We start from the raw sequence: 19,449 nt of genomic DNA on the forward strand, positions 1-19,449 counted from the left end.
TTTGTTGAGTACTTCATTCACAAGCATGGCCGTCTTTATTGCCATCCATCCGTTCTGCATAGGCGGGATGCCCTTTTTTGACGCCCTCAGGATACTTCTTGCGTAACTCTGTACAATTCTTATAGTATTCTTCGGTTCCTTTTTTAGTAGCTTTGTCAGTTTTCTCAGGTTGGTAGGAGACACTGTCAAATCCTCGATCTGTTGCGTAATCTTCAAGCGTCCAGATGCCAATTCCCGCTTTCTTTGCGCGATGTTGAGCCAACTCATAGGAATCCAAATGCCTCGTATTCGGTGGATAGACGTAGGCGACCCGCGCCAAACCTTCTTCAAGTAGTTTCTCCTGGACACTTTCGCCATCGATATAAATATAAGCAAGTAGCCTACCATATTTATCATATTTTTCACCGATATCAAATTCAATTTCAAGTTTACCACTGTTCATCAATTCCTGATTCCGTTGTTTTGCTTGTTCACCATAAGGCTGCTTTCCCAGTCTGGGATGATTCGTTTCAGGTGTATCGATTAGCAGATAACGGACATTTTGTTCTTTGCCTTCATACATGATTTTTATCGTATCGCCGTCAATCGTTTTGACTAACTCGACCGGAATGAGACCGTCACGCGTTGGTTCTGAATCTATTTCTTCATTCCAAACTGTGTAAATGCCTATAATGATTAAGACGATTGCGGTAAGTAACAAACTGCTTTTTTTGCGTTTATTTGATGATTGCTTATGTACGTTATTCATAGGGCCTTCCTTTCAAACTAGTTATATCCATACTACTAGCATGTTTGCTATTCTATCATAATTACGGGCTCAATACCCTTTAATTTAGTTTCTAGTCATAGAATAGCAACATTCTAAATCAAAGGTTCCCTCCACTTATAAAGCCGATATATGTCAATAAAACCCCGAATACATACGTCATGAATAAATAAGTATAAAAAGCCTTTCTATGCCCACCTTGCCACAACAAGAGTAGTTCTTTATTTAACGTCGAAAATGTCGTCAATGCCCCCGCAAATCCAGATACTATGAAGAGCGTCCAAATAAGTGGTAATTTCATGCCGAATGCGAAACCGATTAATAGTGCACCTACTAGGTTGACGATCAGTGTACCAACAGGAAATCCATTGCTTCGATTCAGTTTCTCTGAAATTGCATACCGCAAAACAGCACCGATAAAACCACCGGCTGCTAGTAGAAGCACATCTGCAACAGTCATGTCCCCACCGACTTTCGACCAATCGTCATGCCCATAAATCCTATTGCCAAACCACCGAAAATACTTGCCATACTATAAAAAATCGCAATCCATACCGCACCTTGCTGAAACAACGTCACGGTTTCATAACTGAATGCGGAAAACGTCGTAAAAGACCCGAGAAAACCGGTCATGATTGCAGTTTGGACGCCCACATTGGACGAAACTTTCCGTATAGCTCCAGCACTTAGAGCACAGAGCAACAACGTTCCACAGAGATTTACTGCCAGCGTGGCAATAGGGAATGTTAAAACGCCTGTAAACAGCTCACTAATTGCAATTCTGCAAATGGCCCCTGTAGCTCCGGCCAGTCCGACTAAGAGCTCGGTTTTCATGCGTCCACCTCTTCCAAAAGTCTGCGTGCCAAAATCAGTTCCAAGGATAGTCGTTTCTCCTCTTTACCGAATTGGATTAAAATTTCTTCCTCGCTAAGCTCAGCTACTTCTCCTCTGCCGAATACATGATGGGAAACTTGCATCCCTACCGTCAACTCTTTCCGATCACTAATCCCATTTGGATTTACTTCGATAACTTTTTTCGGTTTTCTAACGGGTGATTTTTCCATATGCTCTAGTTGGTCAGGCTTTGTTAATATCCCACGTACTTCATTCACAAATCGTGAATCTTCTTTTGTTTTGCCGTTTGAATTGCGATAGGACAGTAATTCCAATCGTTCCTTCGCTCTTGTCATGCCGACATAGAACAGTCTTCGGGCTTCTTCCAGGAGTAACGGGGTTTCATCTTCATCTGAAGGTATCGTCCCTTTCACTAAGTCGATCATGAACACACGTTTGAACTCCAACCCTTTTGCGCTATGGAATGTTGAGAGCGTCAATGCATTCGCAGGTGGATTGAATTTTGCTTGCTGAACCGCCTCTTCCAATTCCTTTAACCGGTTTGCAAATTCTACCATCGTCCGCACTTGTGATGCGATTCCTTCAAGTGTATCCAGAATGGAAAGGAGGCTTTCAAAACGAAAACCGAATTTCTCTGCACGGCTTTTTATCGCTACTTCATAGTCAAGCTCATAGCGGATCATACGGATTACTTGCGCTGGACGCATAGTAGGTATCTTCTTGTACACTTCTTTATAGTCATTCAATTTTTCAATTTGACTACTTTTCAAGTGAACCGTATCGATCATTGCATCAAAGACATTGCCAGTTGTTTCTCGATTCAGGAATTCATTGAGCATCGTTCTGGATAGGAACAAATTCATTTTCATGACAATTTTAGAAAAGATATCTTTCCGTTCATCATTGAAACTAAGACGCATGAAATTCAAGATGTCTTCCACGACCCAATGCGAAAAGAATTTATCATCTGCATCTTTCATATAAAAAGGAATTCCTCTGCGGTGCAATTCGTTGACGAACAGCGTAGATGACGCATTATTTCGGAATAAAATTGCGACTTCCTTTAAATCCTGTTCCGCGAGCAGTTCATATGTAATATAGTCAAGCTGCCGTTTTTGATCATCGAATTGCTTGATGAGGATGGGGCCGGTACTTCCATTGTCCGTACGCATTGCTTTTGCATATCGGTCTTTATTTCGTGTAATGAATGTTGCAGCCGTTTCAACGATTTCTTTGGATGAACGATAATTTTGTTCCATCATTAAAAGTTCCGCATCAGGATATACGAGTTTGAAATCGAGTAGATAGGCAGGATCTGCTCCACGCCATGTGTAGATCGATTGATCATCGTCCGCAACGACGCAAAGATTGCCGTGATGCGCAACGAGATGTTCTATAATACGATGCTGAACGAGGGAAGTATCCTGGCTTTCATCTGTCAGCACATAGTCATAGCGCGTGCGGAACTGCTCAGCAATCTGCTCATCGACACGCATTGCCTGCTCGGCAATCGTCAACATATCATCAAAATCGAGCAAAAGATGCCCCACTTCTTTTGTTTTAAGCTGTTCGTATTTCAGTGCAATCTCTCCAGCTTTGTCAAACGGACCTTTTACTGATTCCCACTCTTTAAAGGGCGTCATTCGATTCTTGAGTGAACTGATGAACGTTGACAGCGCATTTAATTCATCTTCTGGGCAATCTTCATGAAGGACTTGTTTGTATAGTGTTTTCAGCATTTGTGTTTTATTGAGAGCAGGCTTTCCCTTACCGCCACCTTCAATTAATTCATACGATACGCCCGTTTTAGTCATATATGTACGTGTAATCGCAAATCCTAAGCTGTGGATCGTTGAGAAATCGACAGGACTATGCTGAGGAAAAAATCGTTTAAAACGATCAGTCATATCACGAGCTGACGCTTTGCTGAAAGTGATCGCTTTTATGCGTTTCGGATTGACGTTCTTCTCTTCAATCAAGTAACCAATCCGCATGATCATCGTTGTCGTCTTGCCCGATCCTGGGCAAGCTAACAACAATAATGGGCCTTCCGTTTGCAAAACAGCCCTTTTTTGAATATCGTTTAGTGCTATATGTAATTCATCCATTTTTCGATTAAAAAAATCTTTCATTTCACAGGTGCTCCTTCTTCTCACGTTGTATACAATTTACCATATGACCGATTATTTGTAGAGGAGTTGCATCGGTAAATGGAAAAAGCAGAAGAAAGGATTTGGACTACTCCCTTCGACTGCTTTTGGATCATGCTGTTTAGTTAAAAACCACCGGATTCCAGTCGATCATTTTTCAGATCCACTTTTTCTTTCTTACTGCCTTGATAAGCAGTTGAAGCGACTTCGTTTGTATGTCGCTGCTCATCCGTGAACTCGGTTTCTGTAAATTCGGCTTTGGGTTCATGACCTTTATCGCTCTCATGCGGTTTGTGCTTGTCAGAACTGGACAATGTCATCTCTCCTTCAAGAGTAGTCTACTTTTAGAATACCCTTAAAGAGGAAAACTACTCATGATGAAAGCTGTTCTTCACTTAGGAACTCCGATTGAATTAAAAGGGAAAAATCGGAAGCCAACTTTACCAACTACAGATTCTTCATCAATGCAACCAATTGCGCGGCTATCCGTACTATGTCTGCGATTATCACCCAATACGAATAATTGTCCTTGAGGAACTGTCACTTCAAAGTCTTCTGTTAGTTTCTGATCTTTAAAAATACGGTCTTTATTCGCTTGTACATAATTTTCTTCGTACTCTTTTCCGTTGATGAAAAGCCTATCGTCTTCCATGACAACAGTATCGCCAGGTAATCCGATTACTCTTTTGATATAATCTTCCTTTTCACCGGGTGCATGAAAAACGATTAAATCGAAATGATCAAGCTTATGAATTTTAGAGATGACAACACGGTTTTCTGATTCAAATGTTGGTTCCATGGATTGCCCCGATACAATTACTGGTGAAAACAGGAATTGTCGAATGACAAAAACAAGAATACACGCAATCGCAAGGGACTTAATCCATGAAAAAATTTCAGCAGTAGTTTCTTTCTTCACATAATATCCTCCGTTCATATCTACTTGTTTCCTATAAGTAAGTATAGACTATTTCTCTCGTAATTTGTCCCTATTTAACAAGTATACAGAATCTTTCATTCATAACTGCAAGTGTTTTGTGCAATTGAACAATTCGCATATGCCCTTATTATCTTGAAGATCAACGATCGTTATGGATGTATTGTCCAAACTTATGTCAAACGTTGTATCAGCAATTAGCTCATTGAGCATTCGTTTAATGAAACTTCCATGACTGACAACCAACACGCTTTGCTCAGGATATTTCGCCTTAATTTCTTTAATGGAAGCTAGACCGCGCTCGATAATCGCTTCTTGTGGTTCAAATCCCATATCGAGAAGCCGCCAATCTTCTCCCCATTTTTCGATGCGCTCTGCTTCTGTTGTTCCTTCAACCTTGCCACCGCCAACTTCCCGCAACCGGACATCTTCGACAAGTTCCATGCCAACCATTTTACCAGCTATGATTTCAGCGGTTTCTTTTGCCCGTTTTTGAGGGCTTGTGTAAATGGCGTCCCATTGTTCACCCGCCAAACGTTCTGCAACACGTATAGCCATTTCAATTCCTTCTTCATCCAAAGGTACATCAGAACTCCCTTGCGCCCTGCCTTCTTTGTTCCAGGCAGTGACACCGTGTCTGACAAAACCGATAATCGTCAAATTGACCACCCCTTTAATTTCTTAAACGATATAGCCAAGTGAACGGAGTACATTATTCATGAATGATTCAATATATAAATAGACCTCTTCTCTTTCAGGCTCCTGATAGAGATCATGATATAAATGCTTCCATTCCTTAAATTGAAATTCGGATAGTTGTTGGCTTGATAACCACTTTTTTGCGTATGCTGTATCCGTTATCTTATCATTGCCTCCTGTATGGATTAATACAGGGACGTCAGAAATACTTTCCTCATTTGTCGTAACCGACTTCATCATTGCAAGTAACTCTCGATACCATGCGGCAACAACGGTTGAACTGTAATCACGGTCGTTCTGGAATTCTATGTACATATCATAATTCCTTGTCAGCATTTCAATGGTTATATCATGATTTAATTTCATCGAATTGGACAGTTTCGTCAATACACCTGAAAACTTGGATGGTTGATGTTTCATTGATAGCCAAGGTGAACTGAAAATGAATCCCGCACATTCCAGTTTACTTTTCTGCAGGATATTCATGACGATTGTCGCACCAAGTCCATGTCCCATTACAAATAACGGCAAGCTATCTGCAAGAGCTACATCCATCATCTTCTTCACATGATCGACATAAGACTCGAAAGATTCGTCATGAATCTTTCTTCCGTGTTCAGATCCATGTCCCGGCAAGTCGCTTGTGACGACATGGAATCCCCCGTTTCGTAATTGCTGAATAAGCCACGCATACCTCCGATGATGTTCATATGCATTGTGAACAATTACGACAACCGCTTTAGGTTGCCCTTCCGCATCCCATTTCCACATGAATCTCACCTCCACATTTTCCCCACCATAAAGGACGTTCACTTCATGGAGGGCTAGGTTTTATGATACGATAAATTATACACGATTTTTAGAAAAGAGGAGACGTTCATGATTTACCCTTACAATGGAAAGTCACCGCAAATCGACCCTTCTGTCTTTGTTGCGGATTATACGACCATATCAGGAGATGTGACGATTGGCGCTAATAGCTCCATCTGGTTCAATGCTGTCATTCGCGGAGATGTTGCGCCGACAATTATTGGTGAACGCGTCAGCATTCAAGATCTTAGCTGTCTGCATCAGAGTCCCGGTAAGACATTAGTCATTGAAGATGACGTTACGGTCGGTCACAAAGCACTTTTACATAGTTGTATCATCCGCAAAGGTGCACTTATCGGAATGGGCTCCATCATTTTGGATGGCGCTGAAATCGGCGAAGGTGCTTTCATCGGTGCCGGAGCGCTCGTTCCCCCCGGTAAGAAGATTCCTGCTGGGTGCCTTGCGCTCGGTTCACCTGCAAAAGTTGTCCGTGAATTAAATGATGAAGATCGAAAAGATATGCAACGGGTGATCGATAGTTATGTCGAAAAAGGACAGATTTATAAAAGTATGCAAAAGTGAAAAAGCTGCTTTCATGGGCAGTTTTTTTACTTTCTCATCATGATTGCCATGATGACTACGCCTATAATGACGATTGAAACAACACCTGCAACTAAGAGCAACAACAATAAGCTGAATGCCATATGTCTCCCCCTTTCATTCTTGCCTTGCTATAATGTTGGACGGCTTTGCGCCCAATTGGTTTCATTCATTAAAAAAACACGGAAAGCAAGGATTGTCCTCGCTTTCCGTGTTTTGTCTCTCTTATCGAACAGCCAAACCGGCTTTTTCTTTAATATCAGCTGCTTTGTCCGTCTGCTCCCAAGGAAGGTCAATGTCCGTACGTCCGAAATGTCCGTAGGCTGCTGTTTGTTTGTAGATTGGTCGGCGCAGATCCAACATTTTGATAATACCGGCAGGACGCAGATCGAATAACTCCCTGACGATTTCTACGAGCTTACTCTCTGTTAACGTGCCTGTTCCAAACGTATCAATTGAGATGGAAACGGGGCTTGCAACTCCAATCGCATAAGCCAACTGAACTTCACAACGGTCAGCAAGTCCTGCTGCAACAATATTCTTCGCAACATAGCGGGCTGCGTAAGACGCTGAACGGTCAACTTTCGTTGCGTCTTTTCCAGAAAATGCACCGCCACCATGACGTGCATAACCACCATACGTATCGACGATGATTTTACGACCAGTAAGACCTGCATCCCCTTGTGGTCCGCCAATGACGAATCTTCCTGATGGATTAATGAAGTATTTTGTTTCATCATCTAATAACTCAGTTGGGACTACCGGTAAGACGACATGCTCTTTTACTTCCCGTTGAAGCTGCTCGAGTGTGACATCCGGGTGATGTTGAGTTGAGATAACAATTGTGTCAATACGGACAGGTTTGTCGTTTTCATCGTATTCAACCGTCACTTGCGTCTTTCCATCGGGACGTAAATAATCGAGGATTTCCTCTTTACGTACTTGTGCAAGTCTACGTGCCAGCTTATGAGATAGACTGATTGGCAAAGGCATAAGTTCAGGTGTTTCGTTACATGCATACCCGAACATTAACCCTTGGTCTCCCGCTCCAATTGCATCAAGCTCTTCATCACTCATTGTCCCTTCACGTGCTTCAAGTGCCTGATCGACACTTGCTGCTATGTCAGGTGACTGTTCGTCGATCGATGTCAAGACCGAAGACGTCTCCCAGTCAAATCCGAATTTCGCTCTTGTATAGCCGATTTCTTTCACTGTATCACGGACGACTTTTGGAATATCCACATACGTAGTCGTTGTAATTTCCCCGATCACCAATACTAATCCTGTAGTGATAGTTGTTTCGCACGCAACACGCGCGTTTGGGTCTTCTTCTAGGATCGCATCCAATATGGCGTCCGAAATTTGGTCGCACATTTTGTCAGGATGTCCTTCTGTTACCGATTCAGATGTAAACAGTCGGCGAATTGTCAATGTAGTTTCCTCCTTAACGGCTTGTTAATATTGATACGGTACTCTAATTGTCCCAGTTTGTTCCACGCCTGAAGAGAGTCGACGTCAACATACACAAGGATTAAGGGCCAAGAAAATGAATATAAAAAGCCCTTCGCTCACGTAAATACATGAGGAAAGGCATATTTTCAAAAGCAGCACCTTTCACTCTTATCGTCCAAGGATTCAACCTTGCTCCAGGTTGGCACCTTCTCGCAGAAATTCCTGCGCAGGTTGCCGGGTTTCATAGGGCCTGTCCCTCCACCAGCTCGGGATAAGAGTATCCGTTCATCTAACAATGCTACGAAAAAGATTGGATTTTGTCAAATAGTTTCTCTGATACATACTTGAGTTTTGAATTAGTATAGATTATTATACGTAATGTGTTATACTATTTACGAAATGTGATGATACCCATTCAATGGGATTACATGCAAAGGACGGTACGAAACTTATGATCTCAGCGAAAATTGAAATCGGTCTAAATGAATTGCTTTCAGGCAACAACATCAACATCCAGCCTTCAGTGGCGGAATTGGTTGAAAAAGCTACATCACGTGGAGAAGCAGAACTTTCTGCAGACGGTGCAATTACTGCACGAACTGGAAAGTATACTGGCCGTTCTCCTGAGGATAAATACACTGTCGAAGAAGATTCTTCGAAAGATAAAATCGATTGGGGTAAAGTGAACCGCCCAATCTCCACAGAAATTTTCGATTCATTATATACGAAAGTACTTGACCATTTAAAAACTAAAGACGAACTATTCGTTTTCAAAGGCTACGCAGGCGCTGACAAGGATTCACAACTGTCAATCCAAGTCATTAACGAATACGCATGGCAAAACCTGTTCGTTCATAATTTGTTCATCCGCCCAACGGCAGAAGAATTGAAGACACATGAAGCTCAATTTACAATTCTTGCGGCTCCTTCATTCAAAGCTGATCCGAAAGTAGATGGAACGAAATCTGAAACTTTCATCATTGTATCACTTGAAAAGCGTATCGTACTAATTGGAGGTACTGAATATGCAGGAGAAATGAAAAAGTCGATTTTCTCCGTTATGAACTACTTGCTTCCTGAACGTGGAATTCTTCCAATGCACTGTTCTGCTAACGTTGGAGAAGATGGAGATGTTGCGTTATTCTTCGGTTTGTCTGGAACAGGTAAAACGACGCTATCAGCTGACGCGCACCGTAAATTGATTGGTGATGACGAGCACGGTTGGTCCGATAACGGCGTATTCAACATCGAAGGTGGATGTTACGCAAAATGCATCAACTTATCACAGGAAAAAGAACCTGAAATTTACGGAGCTATCCAGTTCGGTTCAGTTCTTGAAAACGTTGTTCTTGATGAAAAAACACGTATTCCTGATTATGACGACAATTCTTTAACAGAGAATACACGTGCTGCTTATCCGATCCAAAACATTGAAAACATCGTAACACCATCAGTTGCAGGGCATCCTAAAGCAATCGTCTTCTTGACTGCAGACGCTTTCGGCGTATTGCCTCCAATTTCTAAATTGACGAAAGAGCAAGCGATGTACCACTTCTTAAGCGGGTTCACATCGAAGCTTGCCGGCACAGAGCGTGGCATCACGGCACCTGAAGCGACATTCTCGACTTGCTTCGGTTCTCCTTTCCTTCCATTGCCTGCGACGGTATATGCTGAAATGCTCGGTAAAAAAATTGACGAGCATGATGCACAAGTATTCCTTGTGAATACAGGTTGGACTGGTGGCGTTTACGGAGTTGGTAAACGTATGTCACTCAAGCATACTCGTACAATGGTCCGTGCAGCAATTGCAGGTCAATTGAATGATGTAGAATATGAACAGAACGAAGTATTTGGTCTTGCTATGCCAAAAGCAATCGAAGGGGTTCCATCAGAAGTGTTGAATCCACGCAATGCTTGGTCTGATCCAGCAGCATACGATCAGAAAGCGAACAAATTGGCTGATCTTTTCCGTGAAAACTTTAAGAAATTCAATCACGTTTCTGAAGATATCTTGGAAAAAGGCGGACCGACAGCTTAATAAACAAAAATATCCAGGTGCCTATAAGGACACCTGGATTTTTTATTTACAGAAAGCTATATTAATAATTATTCATTGGATATCCCTATGTCTAAACTGTTTCATGCCCATTACTCCTAAAACAATTCCCACAATGATAACGATACTTAACGTAACAACACTTATCTCCTCAACTGGCACACTTGGAATATGGCCGAATGGAGAAAGTTTTCCAAACCAATCTTGGAACTGTAGCAATTCTCCCATATAGACGATGAAAAACGAATAGATAAGATAATACCAAACCAAATTAGTCCACTTAGGGAAATAGCCTATTAAGAAAACCCCAATGCCAATCATGACACCTATGGCAGGAAGGTAAACAAATGCTGCCTTGAGCAACATTGCAAATCCAAAGTTGTCATCTACTACTGCAGATGCAGCAATCCATAAACCGGCTACTCCCATAAATAACATTACCACGGATGTGATGATAGCCAAAACTACATATCCACCTACTATTCGGTTCCTAGAAACTGCATTGCTCAGTAAATGATCGAGCCTACCTTTCTTCTCCTCACCTCGGACTTTCAATAAAACCATCAGCACCGGAATTGTACTGAGCATCGCAATGACAGACATAAGCATTGGAATGAATTGCTCAATCAATGTAAAACCTTCTACCGGTTGCAGCACCTCAGCAAGCACTTCATTATCTGCGAAAAACGATTCTAAATCTCCCATGACTGAACCATACGAGAGCCCGAGTACGAACATGCCAACTGTCCAAGAATACAATGCCGTTCGCTGTAATCTGAATGCAAGGCCAATTGGGCTGCTTAAAAAGCGTGAAGCTTCACTTCTGCCAGCTTTAGTTGGTATGAATCCTGCCCCTAAATCCCTTATCGCATTCAAATACAAGGCTAGCGTTGCTATGATCAACCCTATAGCTAAGGTTAGCGCGATTGGCCACCAATAATTATTGACGTATACTTGTGCCCCTAACACCCAGCCGAGAGGAGAAAACCAAGAAATCGTTTCATTACCCGAGTCTCCGACCGCACGGATTAAATAAGAGATTCCGAGTAATGAAAACGAATAGCCAATAGTCCCCCTTGAACTTTCGGACAGTTGTGCAAAGACGGCTGTTACAGAACCGAAAAAGATCCCTGTAGCTCCTAGTACAGCTCCATACAGCATGGAACCTGCAAAATCGATACTTTCAATTTGCATAAAATACAATCCGAATCCAGTTACCAACGCTATTTTAACGAGTATGCCGGTTTTTACAATGGAATTGACTTGTTATTTTTAAAACTACTTACCTTCACTGTTTCTTCATCCAATCACAAAGATCTCTAACAGTTTGTGCGTTATGCTCTGCTGGAAAATGATGCGTATATTCAGGATAAAACCAAGTTTCATAGGTGCGCCCATGTTCACGCAAAGCATCTTCCAATAAAATCGCCTGCTCGAATGATACATTTTCATCTTTCATGCCATGGATAATTAGGATGTTCGCTTCGATCTCATTCGCACGGAATAAGGCAGTCCGCTCTCGGTATGCATCTGGCATATTGATGGGCGTGCCTCCTATCACTCTTTTCATCATCCGTCGCATATCTTCCCGCTCATTATATGTAAACACAACATCCGAAACGCCAGCCCATGTCACCACAGACGTAATATCATCACGTAAAATCGCTGTCCATAGTGCCATGATACCGCCTCTCGAAAAAGCATACAGATGGATTCGGTCTTTATTGGCAAGCATATGTTGTTTTAGGACGTCGACCGCATACACTGCGTCAGAACGATCTCCCCCAGCAAACTCGTCACGTCCTTCGCCTCCTCTGTTGCCACGATAGTAAGGGGCAAACACGATGAAACCTTGTGATGCGAATTGGGCAATTCTCGAAGGACGTACCATTCCGATATGTTGCATTCCCCCGCGTAGATAGACAATCCCTTCATAATTACCTTCTACAATCGGTTCCGCAAGAAGTCCCTTCACTTTCAATCCATCAGATAAATACGTGATTTCTTGTAGCCTGATATGCGGATTCGGAGATGGGTAATCTCTCTTGGATACGATATAGCCGTCAGTCACCATATTGTTCCACCCACTTTCGGATTTCTTGCATCCCTTCATCTTTCATATGAAAACTCAGCTCTTCGCAAGCTGTCAATTCCTCGTTCGTCAACCATATCGCACCATATGTTTCAAACAATTGCGGATTTTCATCGATGCTGGATATATTTGCCGTGAATACCGCTTTGCAAAATGGCACATCGCTACTAACAACATACTCTGCAAAACGAGTCAAATTCTTTATCGTTACGCCAGTTTCTTCAATCGTTTCGCGGATAGCAGCTTCTTCAACCGTTTCACCTTCTTCTGCTTTACCGCCGGGAAATTCAATGCCACGGACCATATGTCTCGTCAACAGCCATTTCCCTTCATGTTTTAAGACAACAAGCACATGTCTCGCTTCCATTCCCAGTCGATTCTTCCCAAACGTCAGCTCGACATGCGCTCCTTGCAAGTCCTTGAAAGATGTAATCATTTTGCTCACGTCCTTTCATTCAATTACGTGATGAAGAACGGAGTCTATAAAGGTTAACGCGTAATCTCTGCAGGTCTAAATAACGGTAACCCCTCAATAAACCTTTTCGTCCCTTCATCCGAAAATTCATGGATCAATGCATACAACTTCATCGTTTTCATATCGACTTCGTGATTATTCTTATCATAGTGGTAAGGGACATAGGGCAAGTGTGCACGTAGGAAGTTCCTGAATTCCAACCGGTCCATTTGCCTGAAAATCTCCTCGAATACAGGAAGAAACTCCTTACTCATCTCTACTTCATATTCCCATGGCGACGCGTACTTATGCGGATAAATCTGCTGATTTCCAATCGAGACATACATTTTCACTTTTTCGTTTTCCATATGAACCCACCCTTTTTTCAGTAGTATGGCTCATTCAATAAAAACGATTCAGACAGCCTAATAGTTATTCTCTTTCTACGTTCGCAACTCGTTCAACTGCATTAGCGACATTGAGATGTACATTCGGATCTAACGGATGCGGTACAAGATCTCCGGGTTTAGTGCTATCTACAATTGCAAGTGCCGCTGCTATTAACATCGGATACGTAATGTCTTTTGCTTTTGCATCCAAAGCCCCTCTGAAAATCCCTGGGAAACCAAGCACATTATTCACTTGTCGTCCATCTGCTGCAAAGGCTGCGCCTGCTTTTAGTGCGATTTCCGGTTCGATTTCAGCACTAGGATTTGATAACGCCAAAATGATTTGCCCTTTTCGTACCCATTCAGGTTTAATCAAATCTTTCACGCCTGTCGTCGCAACAATAATATCACATGTCTGCATTAGCTCTTCGATAGATCCGGCAATTGTGCCGCCACTTTCTCGCAATCGATTAATAGCATCCTGGTTTCGATCCACTCCATACATCTCTTTAACGCCATACGCCATGAACATTTTACTAATGGCAAGACCGGCAGCACCTAAACCAATTTGACCTACATTTGATTCGGATAACTTCACGCCTGTTTGCTTACATGCAGATAATGCGGAGGCTAAAGTTACAACGGCTGTCCCATGCTGATCATCATGCATCACAGGAATATCCAGTTCCGCTTTAAGTCGGTTTTCAATTTCAAAACAATGCGGAGAGCCAATATCTTCTAGTAAGATACCACCAAAACCTTGACGGATATGTTTCACTGTTTCAACAACCTCGTCTGGATCACTCGTATCTAACAATATCGGAATCGCACTAATACCGGCAAACTGATCAAATAACACCGCTTTACCTTCCATAACTGGCATTCCGGCAACTGGACCTATATTGCCCAATCCTAAAATAGCTGTTCCGTCTGTCACAATCGCAACGGTATTCGAAATACCTGTAAAATAATTTGCTTGTTCAGGATCTTGTTGGATTACTTTACAGACATTCGCGACCCCTGGTGTATAGACACGCCGCAAATCTCCGAGTGAACGGATTTCCAAGCGGCTCTTCATAGCGATTTTACCGCCTTCGTGTGCATGAAGTACATCGTCTGTTACCGCATGGACGGATACACCGCCTCCAATACGATTAACAGCTGCGACGATGTTATCCAATTGCTCTTCGCTTGTAAACTGAATAGAAATATCACGAATGGTCGAAAGTGTTCCGACTTTAATTGTTTGTATATCACCGATATCGCCTTTCAATTCACCGATTGCAACAGCGACTTTTGCAAAGTTGCCGGGTACTGAAGGCGTTTCAATGATTAAGTTTCGAATAAATTGCATCTGGGTCATTCTAAAATTCCTCCTATGAAAACATGCTTTTAGCATTCCTATTATACGATATACCCAATCGTAACATAACAAAAAGCACGAACTCCAAAACTTCAGGAATTCGTGCTTCTGATTAGGCTTTACTATCAATGACAGTGCCTTTATGAGGATGGCTGGCTACAGAAGGTTGGTCTGGTAATGCATTCAACATTTCTGTGGCTGCAGACGTATTCATCGTCAGTGCTTTACTCATGACACTCATTTGAACGGTCGACTGCAAACTTCTCAATTGGCTTGCCATTATGGAATTTATGTCCATTATCCAATCCTCCCTTCACACTTCTACTATCGGAGGATTAATGGATAAGTGAAGTATTACTTATTATCTTCGCCAAGAAACGCATTCAACATCCATTGATGCTTCTCGATGCTTTGATAGACAGCATTTAATAAATCCTCTGTCATATCATCTCCGCTTTCGGCTGCAAGATCCATCCCTTTTTTAAGAGACTTCATGATTTTATCGAAATCTTCAACAGTCGTTTTCACCATTGCATCTGCATTTTCATTACCTGCTGCTTCTTTGACGACAGACTCGTTCAAATGCTCTTTCAAAGTAGCAGTTGGTTCGCCACCAAGTGTCAATACGCGTTCTGCGATTTCATCCATATGAAGAGTCGCTTCCGTGTAAAGCTCCTCGAATTTCGCGTGTAATGTGAAGAATTCTTTGCCTTTTACATACCAATGATAATTATGCAATTTCGCATACATGACTGACCATGTCGATACTTGTTTGTTTAATTCTGTGACTAACTCTTTATTCATTTTAACAACCTCTTTCCATTAAATAATGCATCTCTCTGTTAATTTACCACTAAAACAAATAAACTAAACATATGACAGAAAGTAAGGTGTTTAACGATTGAAATCTATACTGATCGGCATCATTAAAATTTACCAGAAAGTAATTTCTCCTCTTACTCCCCCAACTTGTCGGTTCTATCCTACTTGCTCGCATTACGGAATCGAAGCATTGCAGAAACATGGCGCAGTTAAAGGTTCCTGGTTGGCGGTGAGGCGGATTTCAAAATGTCACCCTTTCCATGAAGGTGGTTTTGATCCCGTTCCTGAAAAAGAAATAAAAAATTGAAATACCGGTCGATTCCGGTATTTTTTCTTTTTTCATTGCCAAACTACTTAGCATCTTGTATTATAGGAAAGTACTTAAATCGTAATCATTACTATTACTGAAACTGGAGGTACTTCTTATGAAGAAAAGAGTAGTTCTTGTTTCCATCGCACTTGTTCTAACATTGATAATGGGTGCATGTGGGAACAAAGACGAGAAAGAGAGCAGTACAGAGCGGAAAGAAGGTGTACTGTCAGTTTATACGACTGTCTATCCTTTGCAATATTTTACTGAACAAATTGGCGGAGATTATGTAGATGTCAAATCGATTTATCCAGCGGGTGCAGATGAACACTCATTCGACCCGACACAGAAAGATATGATGGCCTTATCGGAAGCCGATCTATTCTTTTATATCGGACTAGGGTTGGAAGGCTTTGTTGAAAACGCGCAAAAAACACTGAAAGGTCAACATGTCAAAATGGTTGCCACTGCTGATTCTATTTCTGAAGAACGGTTGAGTGATAATGAGCATGAACATGAGGAGCATGAGGACCATGATGATGAAGAGCATCACGATCATGGCAAAGTGGATCCGCATGTGTGGATTTCACCGACATTAAGCATTGAACTTGCAAGATCCATCAAAGATTCTTTGAGTAGTGAAATGTCGGAACAGAAAGAAACGTTTGAAAAGAACTTTGATGCGCTGGAAGATCACCTATTAGAGTTGGATCAGCGCTTCCAACAGATGGCAGATCAAGCTTCTAGCAAAACATTTTTCGTTTCGCATGCAGCTTTTGGCTATATTGCAAAAGATTATGGATTGCAGCAAGTCGCGATTGCAGGGCTGAACTCCCAAAATGAACCATCGCAAAAACAACTCGCAAACATCGTCAAACAGGCAAAAGATAATCAAGTTCAGTTTATCCTATTTGAACAAAATGTTTCTTCGAAATTAACAGAAGTTGTCCGTAAAGAGCTTGGTGCTGAATCGCTGACTCTTCATAATTTAGGCGTACGCACCCAAGAAGACTTGAATGCGGATGAAACCTATTTTACGTTGATGGAGCGAAACTTAAGTGTTTTTGAAAAAGCACTCGGTCAACAGTAAGAAAATGAGGCTGGGACATAACATACAAAAAGCGTAAAGGAAATAATTCTTTACGCTTTTTGTATGTTTATTGTTAGCAAATACTTTTTAGAACATCAGAGTGCACCGGAGCGAAAAAAAGCCGACTCCTGCGGGATGTAGCGCGAATATTGAGACCCCGCAGGAGTGTCAGCGACGAGGAGGCTCAAGCGCGCCCCGCGGAAAGCGTGCCTTTTGGAGCGCAGGGAATCGGGCTGTATTTTAGTTTTGTCTCAGCCTCATTTTCTTTACTTTTCATCAGAATCTAACCACGTCTTTAATGTCCTACGCAATAACTTGTTCGAAGCATTTCGAGGTAATTGTTTAACAAAGTAGAATCTCTTCGGTACTTTATAACTCGCCAGACGATGCCTGCAGAACTCATCAAGTTCTTCAGCAGACAAGTCAGTGTCCACGACAACAAAAGCCACAGGAACACTTCCCCACTCTTTATCTTCTTGGCCGCACACTCCTGCTTCCAAAACTCTTGGGTGGGAAGCAAGGATATTCTCAATTTCAGCAGGATATATATTTTCTCCGCCCGATATGATTAGATCAGAACGTCTGTCCACGATATAGAGATAGCCTTCATCGTCGATATATCCTAGATCGCCGGTTTGTAGCCAGCCATCTACAAGTGAACTTTTAGACGAAGCATGTCCAATATAACCTGGCGTAACATGCGGTCCAGCTACAAGCACTTCACCGATCTCCCCAGCTCTTTTGCCATCTGCAATTTTAATACGATTGAAAAATAATGGCTTGCCTGCAGACCCCGATTTACGCAGTGCATCTTCCGCCGATAGTGTGGCTGTCTGTGAACTGGTTTCTGTCATGCCGTACGTCTGCAATACAGGCAATTGACGTAGCGTAGATCTCTCCAAATAATCATTCGGAATCGGCCCACCCCCTGCTAAAACCGTGCGGAACATAGGGTCTGCGACGGAATCCACCTTTTCCATTTCAGACAGTATTCGCTGCAAACCTGTCGCTACTACAGAAATTCGGGTGACTGTCCCCCGACAGATTTCTTCAGCTATTGACTGCGCATCAAATTTCTCATAGAGTCTCACTTCCATTCCGTACAACACAGATCTGACAAGAATGGAAAAGCCGCTAATATGAAAAAGGGGCATCGTGCATAACCAGCAGTCATTTTCATCCAATCCGAGATTCAATACTGAGGAAAGTGCACTTGACGTATGGTTGTCCGCAGTTTGGCGGACACCTTTAGGAAAACCAGTTGTACCGGATGTATACATAATTGTAATCGTTCTGGATGGCTCCCAGTATTCTGTAAAATGGGATTCCTTTATAGGTAGTGTCTGTATCATTGAAAACGTCATAAACGCATTTTCGTTCTGAGCAGTCAAGTTCTGGAATTCGTCTGCGATTATCCATACTTTTGCTTCACTATCAGTGAGTTGCCAAGCAATTTCCTCCGTCGTCAACCGATTATTCAGCATGACAATTTCAAGTCCCGCCACTAAGCATCCATGAATCATAAACACCATTTCCGGAGAAGATGCTCCGAGCAGAGCGATTCGATCACCTTCTTGCAAATCAATCGACCGCAACTTACTAGCAATGGAAATTGCTTCTTCCTTTAGTTGCTGGAATGTCCACTGTTCATCGCCGAATGACAATGCGATGCGGTTTGGCGTGAGATAAGCCCGTTGTAATAACCAATTGGGAATCATAGAAAAAACCTCCATTCAATGAAAAAGCTGCCTGATAAAAGGCAGCTTAATTTCATTATTGATTAAGGGAAGCGTGGGAACTGACCGAAATCAGGTTTGCGCTTCTCTTTAAACGCGTCTCTTCCTTCTTTTGCTTCATCTGTTGTGTAATACAGAAGTGTTGCATCCCCTGCCATCTGTTGTAGACCTGCAAGACCGTCCGTATCAGCATTCATTGCTGCTTTTACGAAGCGAAGTGCAGTCGGACTCATGCCAAGCATCTCTTCACACCACTGAACAGTTTCATCTTCCAATTGGTCGTATGGAACGACTGTGTTGACAAGACCCATATCCAATGCTTCCTGCGCATCATATTGACGACATAGGAACCAGATTTCGCGGGCTTTTTTATGTCCAACGATACGTGCAAGATAACCTGAACCGTAGCCAGCATCAAATGAGCCAACTTTAGGACCAGTTTGTCCGAAACGAGCGTTATCAGCAGCAATCGTCAAGTCACAAACGACGTGTAATACATGTCCTCCACCAATTGCATAGCCAGCAACCATTGCAACTACTGGTTTTGGAATGACACGGATCAATCTTTGCAAATCAAGGACATTCAAACGTGGAATTTCGTCATCGCCTACATAACCTCCATGACCACGTACGGATTGGTCTCCACCTGAACAGAACGCTTTCTCGCCTTCACCCGTTAAGATGATGACACCTATACTTGAATCATCTCTTGCGCGTGAAAATGCATCAATCAGTTCCATTACAGTCTTAGGACGGAATGCGTTGCGCACTTCCGGACGGTTAATCGTCACCTTAGCGATGCCGTTATACTTTTCATATTTAATGTCTTCATATGTACGAATTGTTTCCCATTGACGAGTCATTTTTT

The 19,449-nt window shown here is 42.3% G+C and carries 22 protein-coding genes and 1 riboswitch; of the genes, 4 read left to right on the plus strand and 18 right to left on the minus strand.

Translation table 11 applies throughout. The features are described 5' to 3' along the window. Positions 1-13: 13 nt before the first annotated feature. From QWT69_RS10455 to QWT69_RS10490, 8 genes are all read right to left on the minus strand, one after another. Entirely contained in the window at positions 14-748 is a 735-nt protein-coding gene (locus tag QWT69_RS10455) for a thermonuclease family protein (RefSeq protein ID WP_317965471.1), read from the minus strand. A 118-nt stretch (positions 749-866) separates the two neighbouring features. Next, positions 867-1,226: a fluoride efflux transporter FluC gene (locus QWT69_RS10460; protein ID WP_317965473.1), complete on the minus strand. Its 360-nt coding sequence runs from the start codon at positions 1,224-1,226 to the stop codon at positions 867-869. Continuing rightward, complete coding sequence (locus QWT69_RS10465) at positions 1,223-1,600, minus strand: fluoride efflux transporter FluC (RefSeq protein WP_317965475.1); 378 nt, start codon at positions 1,598-1,600, stop codon at positions 1,223-1,225. Before QWT69_RS10465 ends, QWT69_RS10460 begins: the two co-directional genes overlap by 4 nt. Then, positions 1,597-3,753, minus strand: coding sequence for an ATP-dependent helicase (locus QWT69_RS10470; protein ID WP_317965477.1), 2,157 nt, complete (start codon positions 3,751-3,753; stop codon positions 1,597-1,599). Before QWT69_RS10470 ends, QWT69_RS10465 begins: the two co-directional genes overlap by 4 nt. 143 nt (positions 3,754-3,896) lie before the next feature. Further along, complete coding sequence (locus QWT69_RS10475) at positions 3,897-4,085, minus strand: hypothetical protein (RefSeq protein ID WP_317965479.1); 189 nt, start codon at positions 4,083-4,085, stop codon at positions 3,897-3,899. Between the two features lie 77 nt (positions 4,086-4,162). Beyond that, positions 4,163-4,690, minus strand: coding sequence for a signal peptidase I (gene lepB / locus QWT69_RS10480; protein WP_317965481.1), 528 nt, complete (start codon positions 4,688-4,690; stop codon positions 4,163-4,165). A 99-nt stretch (positions 4,691-4,789) separates the two neighbouring features. Then, positions 4,790-5,368, minus strand: coding sequence for a histidine phosphatase family protein (locus QWT69_RS10485; RefSeq protein WP_317965483.1), 579 nt, complete (start codon positions 5,366-5,368; stop codon positions 4,790-4,792). A gap of 21 nt (positions 5,369-5,389) precedes the next feature. Beyond that, entirely contained in the window at positions 5,390-6,178 is a 789-nt protein-coding gene (locus tag QWT69_RS10490; RefSeq protein WP_317965485.1) for an alpha/beta hydrolase, read from the minus strand. A 108-nt stretch (positions 6,179-6,286) separates the two neighbouring features. Here QWT69_RS10490 and QWT69_RS10495 point away from each other — a divergent pair, with 108 nt between their 5' ends. Beyond that, complete coding sequence (locus QWT69_RS10495) at positions 6,287-6,799, plus strand: gamma carbonic anhydrase (protein ID WP_317965487.1); 513 nt, start codon at positions 6,287-6,289, stop codon at positions 6,797-6,799. Positions 6,800-7,042: 243 nt separating this feature from the next. Here the strand turns inward: QWT69_RS10495 and metK are convergent, their stop codons facing one another. Continuing rightward, entirely contained in the window at positions 7,043-8,191 is a 1,149-nt protein-coding gene (metK, locus tag QWT69_RS10500; RefSeq protein WP_317971039.1) for a methionine adenosyltransferase, read from the minus strand. A 243-nt stretch (positions 8,192-8,434) separates the two neighbouring features. After that, a riboswitch (SAM riboswitch) is annotated at positions 8,435-8,547 on the minus strand. 173 nt (positions 8,548-8,720) lie between these two features. Between metK and pckA the strand changes: the two genes are divergently transcribed. Further along, positions 8,721-10,307 (plus strand): phosphoenolpyruvate carboxykinase (ATP), encoded by a 1,587-nt coding sequence (gene pckA, locus QWT69_RS10505; protein WP_317965489.1) that lies wholly within the window; start codon positions 8,721-8,723, stop codon positions 10,305-10,307. A gap of 72 nt (positions 10,308-10,379) precedes the next feature. Here pckA and QWT69_RS10510 read toward each other — a convergent pair whose 3' ends face one another. The 7 genes from QWT69_RS10510 to QWT69_RS10540 form a co-directional block, all read right to left on the minus strand. Continuing rightward, on the minus strand, positions 10,380-11,519 hold the full coding sequence (locus QWT69_RS10510; protein WP_317965491.1) for an ABC transporter permease: 1,140 nt from the start codon (positions 11,517-11,519) through the stop codon (positions 10,380-10,382). A 94-nt stretch (positions 11,520-11,613) separates the two neighbouring features. Beyond that, positions 11,614-12,399, minus strand: coding sequence for an alpha/beta hydrolase family protein (locus QWT69_RS10515; protein WP_317965493.1), 786 nt, complete (start codon positions 12,397-12,399; stop codon positions 11,614-11,616). Next, on the minus strand, positions 12,389-12,853 hold the full coding sequence (locus QWT69_RS10520) for an NUDIX domain-containing protein (RefSeq protein WP_317965494.1): 465 nt from the start codon (positions 12,851-12,853) through the stop codon (positions 12,389-12,391). Before QWT69_RS10520 ends, QWT69_RS10515 begins: the two co-directional genes overlap by 11 nt. Positions 12,854-12,906: 53 nt before the next feature. Beyond that, on the minus strand, positions 12,907-13,239 hold the full coding sequence (locus QWT69_RS10525; protein WP_317965495.1) for a transposase: 333 nt from the start codon (positions 13,237-13,239) through the stop codon (positions 12,907-12,909). 64 nt (positions 13,240-13,303) lie between these two features. After that, positions 13,304-14,623, minus strand: coding sequence for an NAD-dependent malic enzyme (locus QWT69_RS10530; protein WP_317965496.1), 1,320 nt, complete (start codon positions 14,621-14,623; stop codon positions 13,304-13,306). 112 nt (positions 14,624-14,735) lie between these two features. Then, complete coding sequence (locus tag QWT69_RS10535; RefSeq protein ID WP_317965497.1) at positions 14,736-14,921, minus strand: putative motility protein; 186 nt, start codon at positions 14,919-14,921, stop codon at positions 14,736-14,738. Positions 14,922-14,977: 56 nt separating this feature from the next. Further along, a complete protein-coding gene (locus QWT69_RS10540) occupies positions 14,978-15,427 on the minus strand; it encodes a Dps family protein (RefSeq protein ID WP_317965499.1) in 450 nt (149 codons plus the stop codon). 97 nt (positions 15,428-15,524) lie between these two features. Between QWT69_RS10540 and yidD the strand changes: the two genes are divergently transcribed. Both yidD and QWT69_RS10550 read left to right on the plus strand, forming a co-directional pair. Next, complete coding sequence (yidD, locus tag QWT69_RS10545) at positions 15,525-15,752, plus strand: membrane protein insertion efficiency factor YidD (RefSeq protein WP_317965501.1); 228 nt, start codon at positions 15,525-15,527, stop codon at positions 15,750-15,752. A 118-nt stretch (positions 15,753-15,870) separates the two neighbouring features. After that, a complete protein-coding gene (locus QWT69_RS10550) occupies positions 15,871-16,845 on the plus strand; it encodes a metal ABC transporter solute-binding protein, Zn/Mn family (RefSeq protein WP_317965503.1) in 975 nt (324 codons plus the stop codon). Between the two features lie 266 nt (positions 16,846-17,111). Here QWT69_RS10550 and QWT69_RS10555 read toward each other — a convergent pair whose 3' ends face one another. Continuing rightward, positions 17,112-18,563, minus strand: a complete 1,452-nt coding sequence (locus tag QWT69_RS10555) for an o-succinylbenzoate--CoA ligase (RefSeq protein ID WP_317965505.1) — start codon at positions 18,561-18,563, stop codon at positions 17,112-17,114. Positions 18,564-18,625: 62 nt separating this feature from the next. Beyond that, positions 18,626-19,444 (minus strand): 1,4-dihydroxy-2-naphthoyl-CoA synthase, encoded by an 819-nt coding sequence (gene menB, locus QWT69_RS10560; RefSeq protein WP_317965507.1) that lies wholly within the window; start codon positions 19,442-19,444, stop codon positions 18,626-18,628. Between the last annotated feature and the right edge of the window lie 5 nt (positions 19,445-19,449).

It is taken from the genome of Sporosarcina oncorhynchi, assembly GCF_033304615.1.
In the GTDB taxonomy this organism is placed as follows: Bacteria; Bacillota; Bacilli; order Bacillales_A; family Planococcaceae; genus Sporosarcina; species Sporosarcina oncorhynchi.

What these genes read in the sequence shown, in the direction of transcription:
- QWT69_RS10455 (WP_317965471.1), bottom strand. Translation starts at nt 748, where the DNA reads ATGAATAACGTACATAAGCAATCATCAAATAAACGCAAAAAAAGCAGT.
- QWT69_RS10460 (WP_317965473.1), bottom strand. Translation starts at nt 1,226, where the DNA reads ATGACTGTTGCAGATGTGCTTCTACTAGCAGCCGGTGGTTTTATCGGT.
- QWT69_RS10465 (WP_317965475.1), bottom strand. Translation starts at nt 1,600, where the DNA reads ATGAAAACCGAGCTCTTAGTCGGACTGGCCGGAGCTACAGGGGCCATT.
- QWT69_RS10470 (WP_317965477.1), bottom strand. Translation starts at nt 3,753, where the DNA reads ATGAAAGATTTTTTTAATCGAAAAATGGATGAATTACATATAGCACTA.
- QWT69_RS10490 (WP_317965485.1), bottom strand. Translation starts at nt 6,178, where the DNA reads ATGTGGAAATGGGATGCGGAAGGGCAACCTAAAGCGGTTGTCGTAATT.
- QWT69_RS10495 (WP_317965487.1), top strand. Translation starts at nt 6,287, where the DNA reads ATGATTTACCCTTACAATGGAAAGTCACCGCAAATCGACCCTTCTGTC.
- metK (WP_317971039.1), bottom strand. Translation starts at nt 8,191, where the DNA reads ATGTGCGACCAAATTTCGGACGCCATATTGGATGCGATCCTAGAAGAA.
- pckA (WP_317965489.1), top strand. Translation starts at nt 8,721, where the DNA reads ATGATCTCAGCGAAAATTGAAATCGGTCTAAATGAATTGCTTTCAGGC.
- QWT69_RS10510 (WP_317965491.1), bottom strand. Translation starts at nt 11,519, where the DNA reads ATGCAAATTGAAAGTATCGATTTTGCAGGTTCCATGCTGTATGGAGCT.
- QWT69_RS10515 (WP_317965493.1), bottom strand. Translation starts at nt 12,399, where the DNA reads ATGGTGACTGACGGCTATATCGTATCCAAGAGAGATTACCCATCTCCG.
- QWT69_RS10520 (WP_317965494.1), bottom strand. Translation starts at nt 12,853, where the DNA reads ATGATTACATCTTTCAAGGACTTGCAAGGAGCGCATGTCGAGCTGACG.
- QWT69_RS10525 (WP_317965495.1), bottom strand. Translation starts at nt 13,239, where the DNA reads ATGGAAAACGAAAAAGTGAAAATGTATGTCTCGATTGGAAATCAGCAG.
- QWT69_RS10530 (WP_317965496.1), bottom strand. Translation starts at nt 14,623, where the DNA reads ATGACCCAGATGCAATTTATTCGAAACTTAATCATTGAAACGCCTTCA.
- QWT69_RS10535 (WP_317965497.1), bottom strand. Translation starts at nt 14,921, where the DNA reads ATGGACATAAATTCCATAATGGCAAGCCAATTGAGAAGTTTGCAGTCG.
- QWT69_RS10540 (WP_317965499.1), bottom strand. Translation starts at nt 15,427, where the DNA reads ATGAATAAAGAGTTAGTCACAGAATTAAACAAACAAGTATCGACATGG.
- QWT69_RS10550 (WP_317965503.1), top strand. Translation starts at nt 15,871, where the DNA reads ATGAAGAAAAGAGTAGTTCTTGTTTCCATCGCACTTGTTCTAACATTG.
- QWT69_RS10555 (WP_317965505.1), bottom strand. Translation starts at nt 18,563, where the DNA reads ATGATTCCCAATTGGTTATTACAACGGGCTTATCTCACGCCAAACCGC.
- menB (WP_317965507.1), bottom strand. Translation starts at nt 19,444, where the DNA reads ATGACTCGTCAATGGGAAACAATTCGTACATATGAAGACATTAAATAT.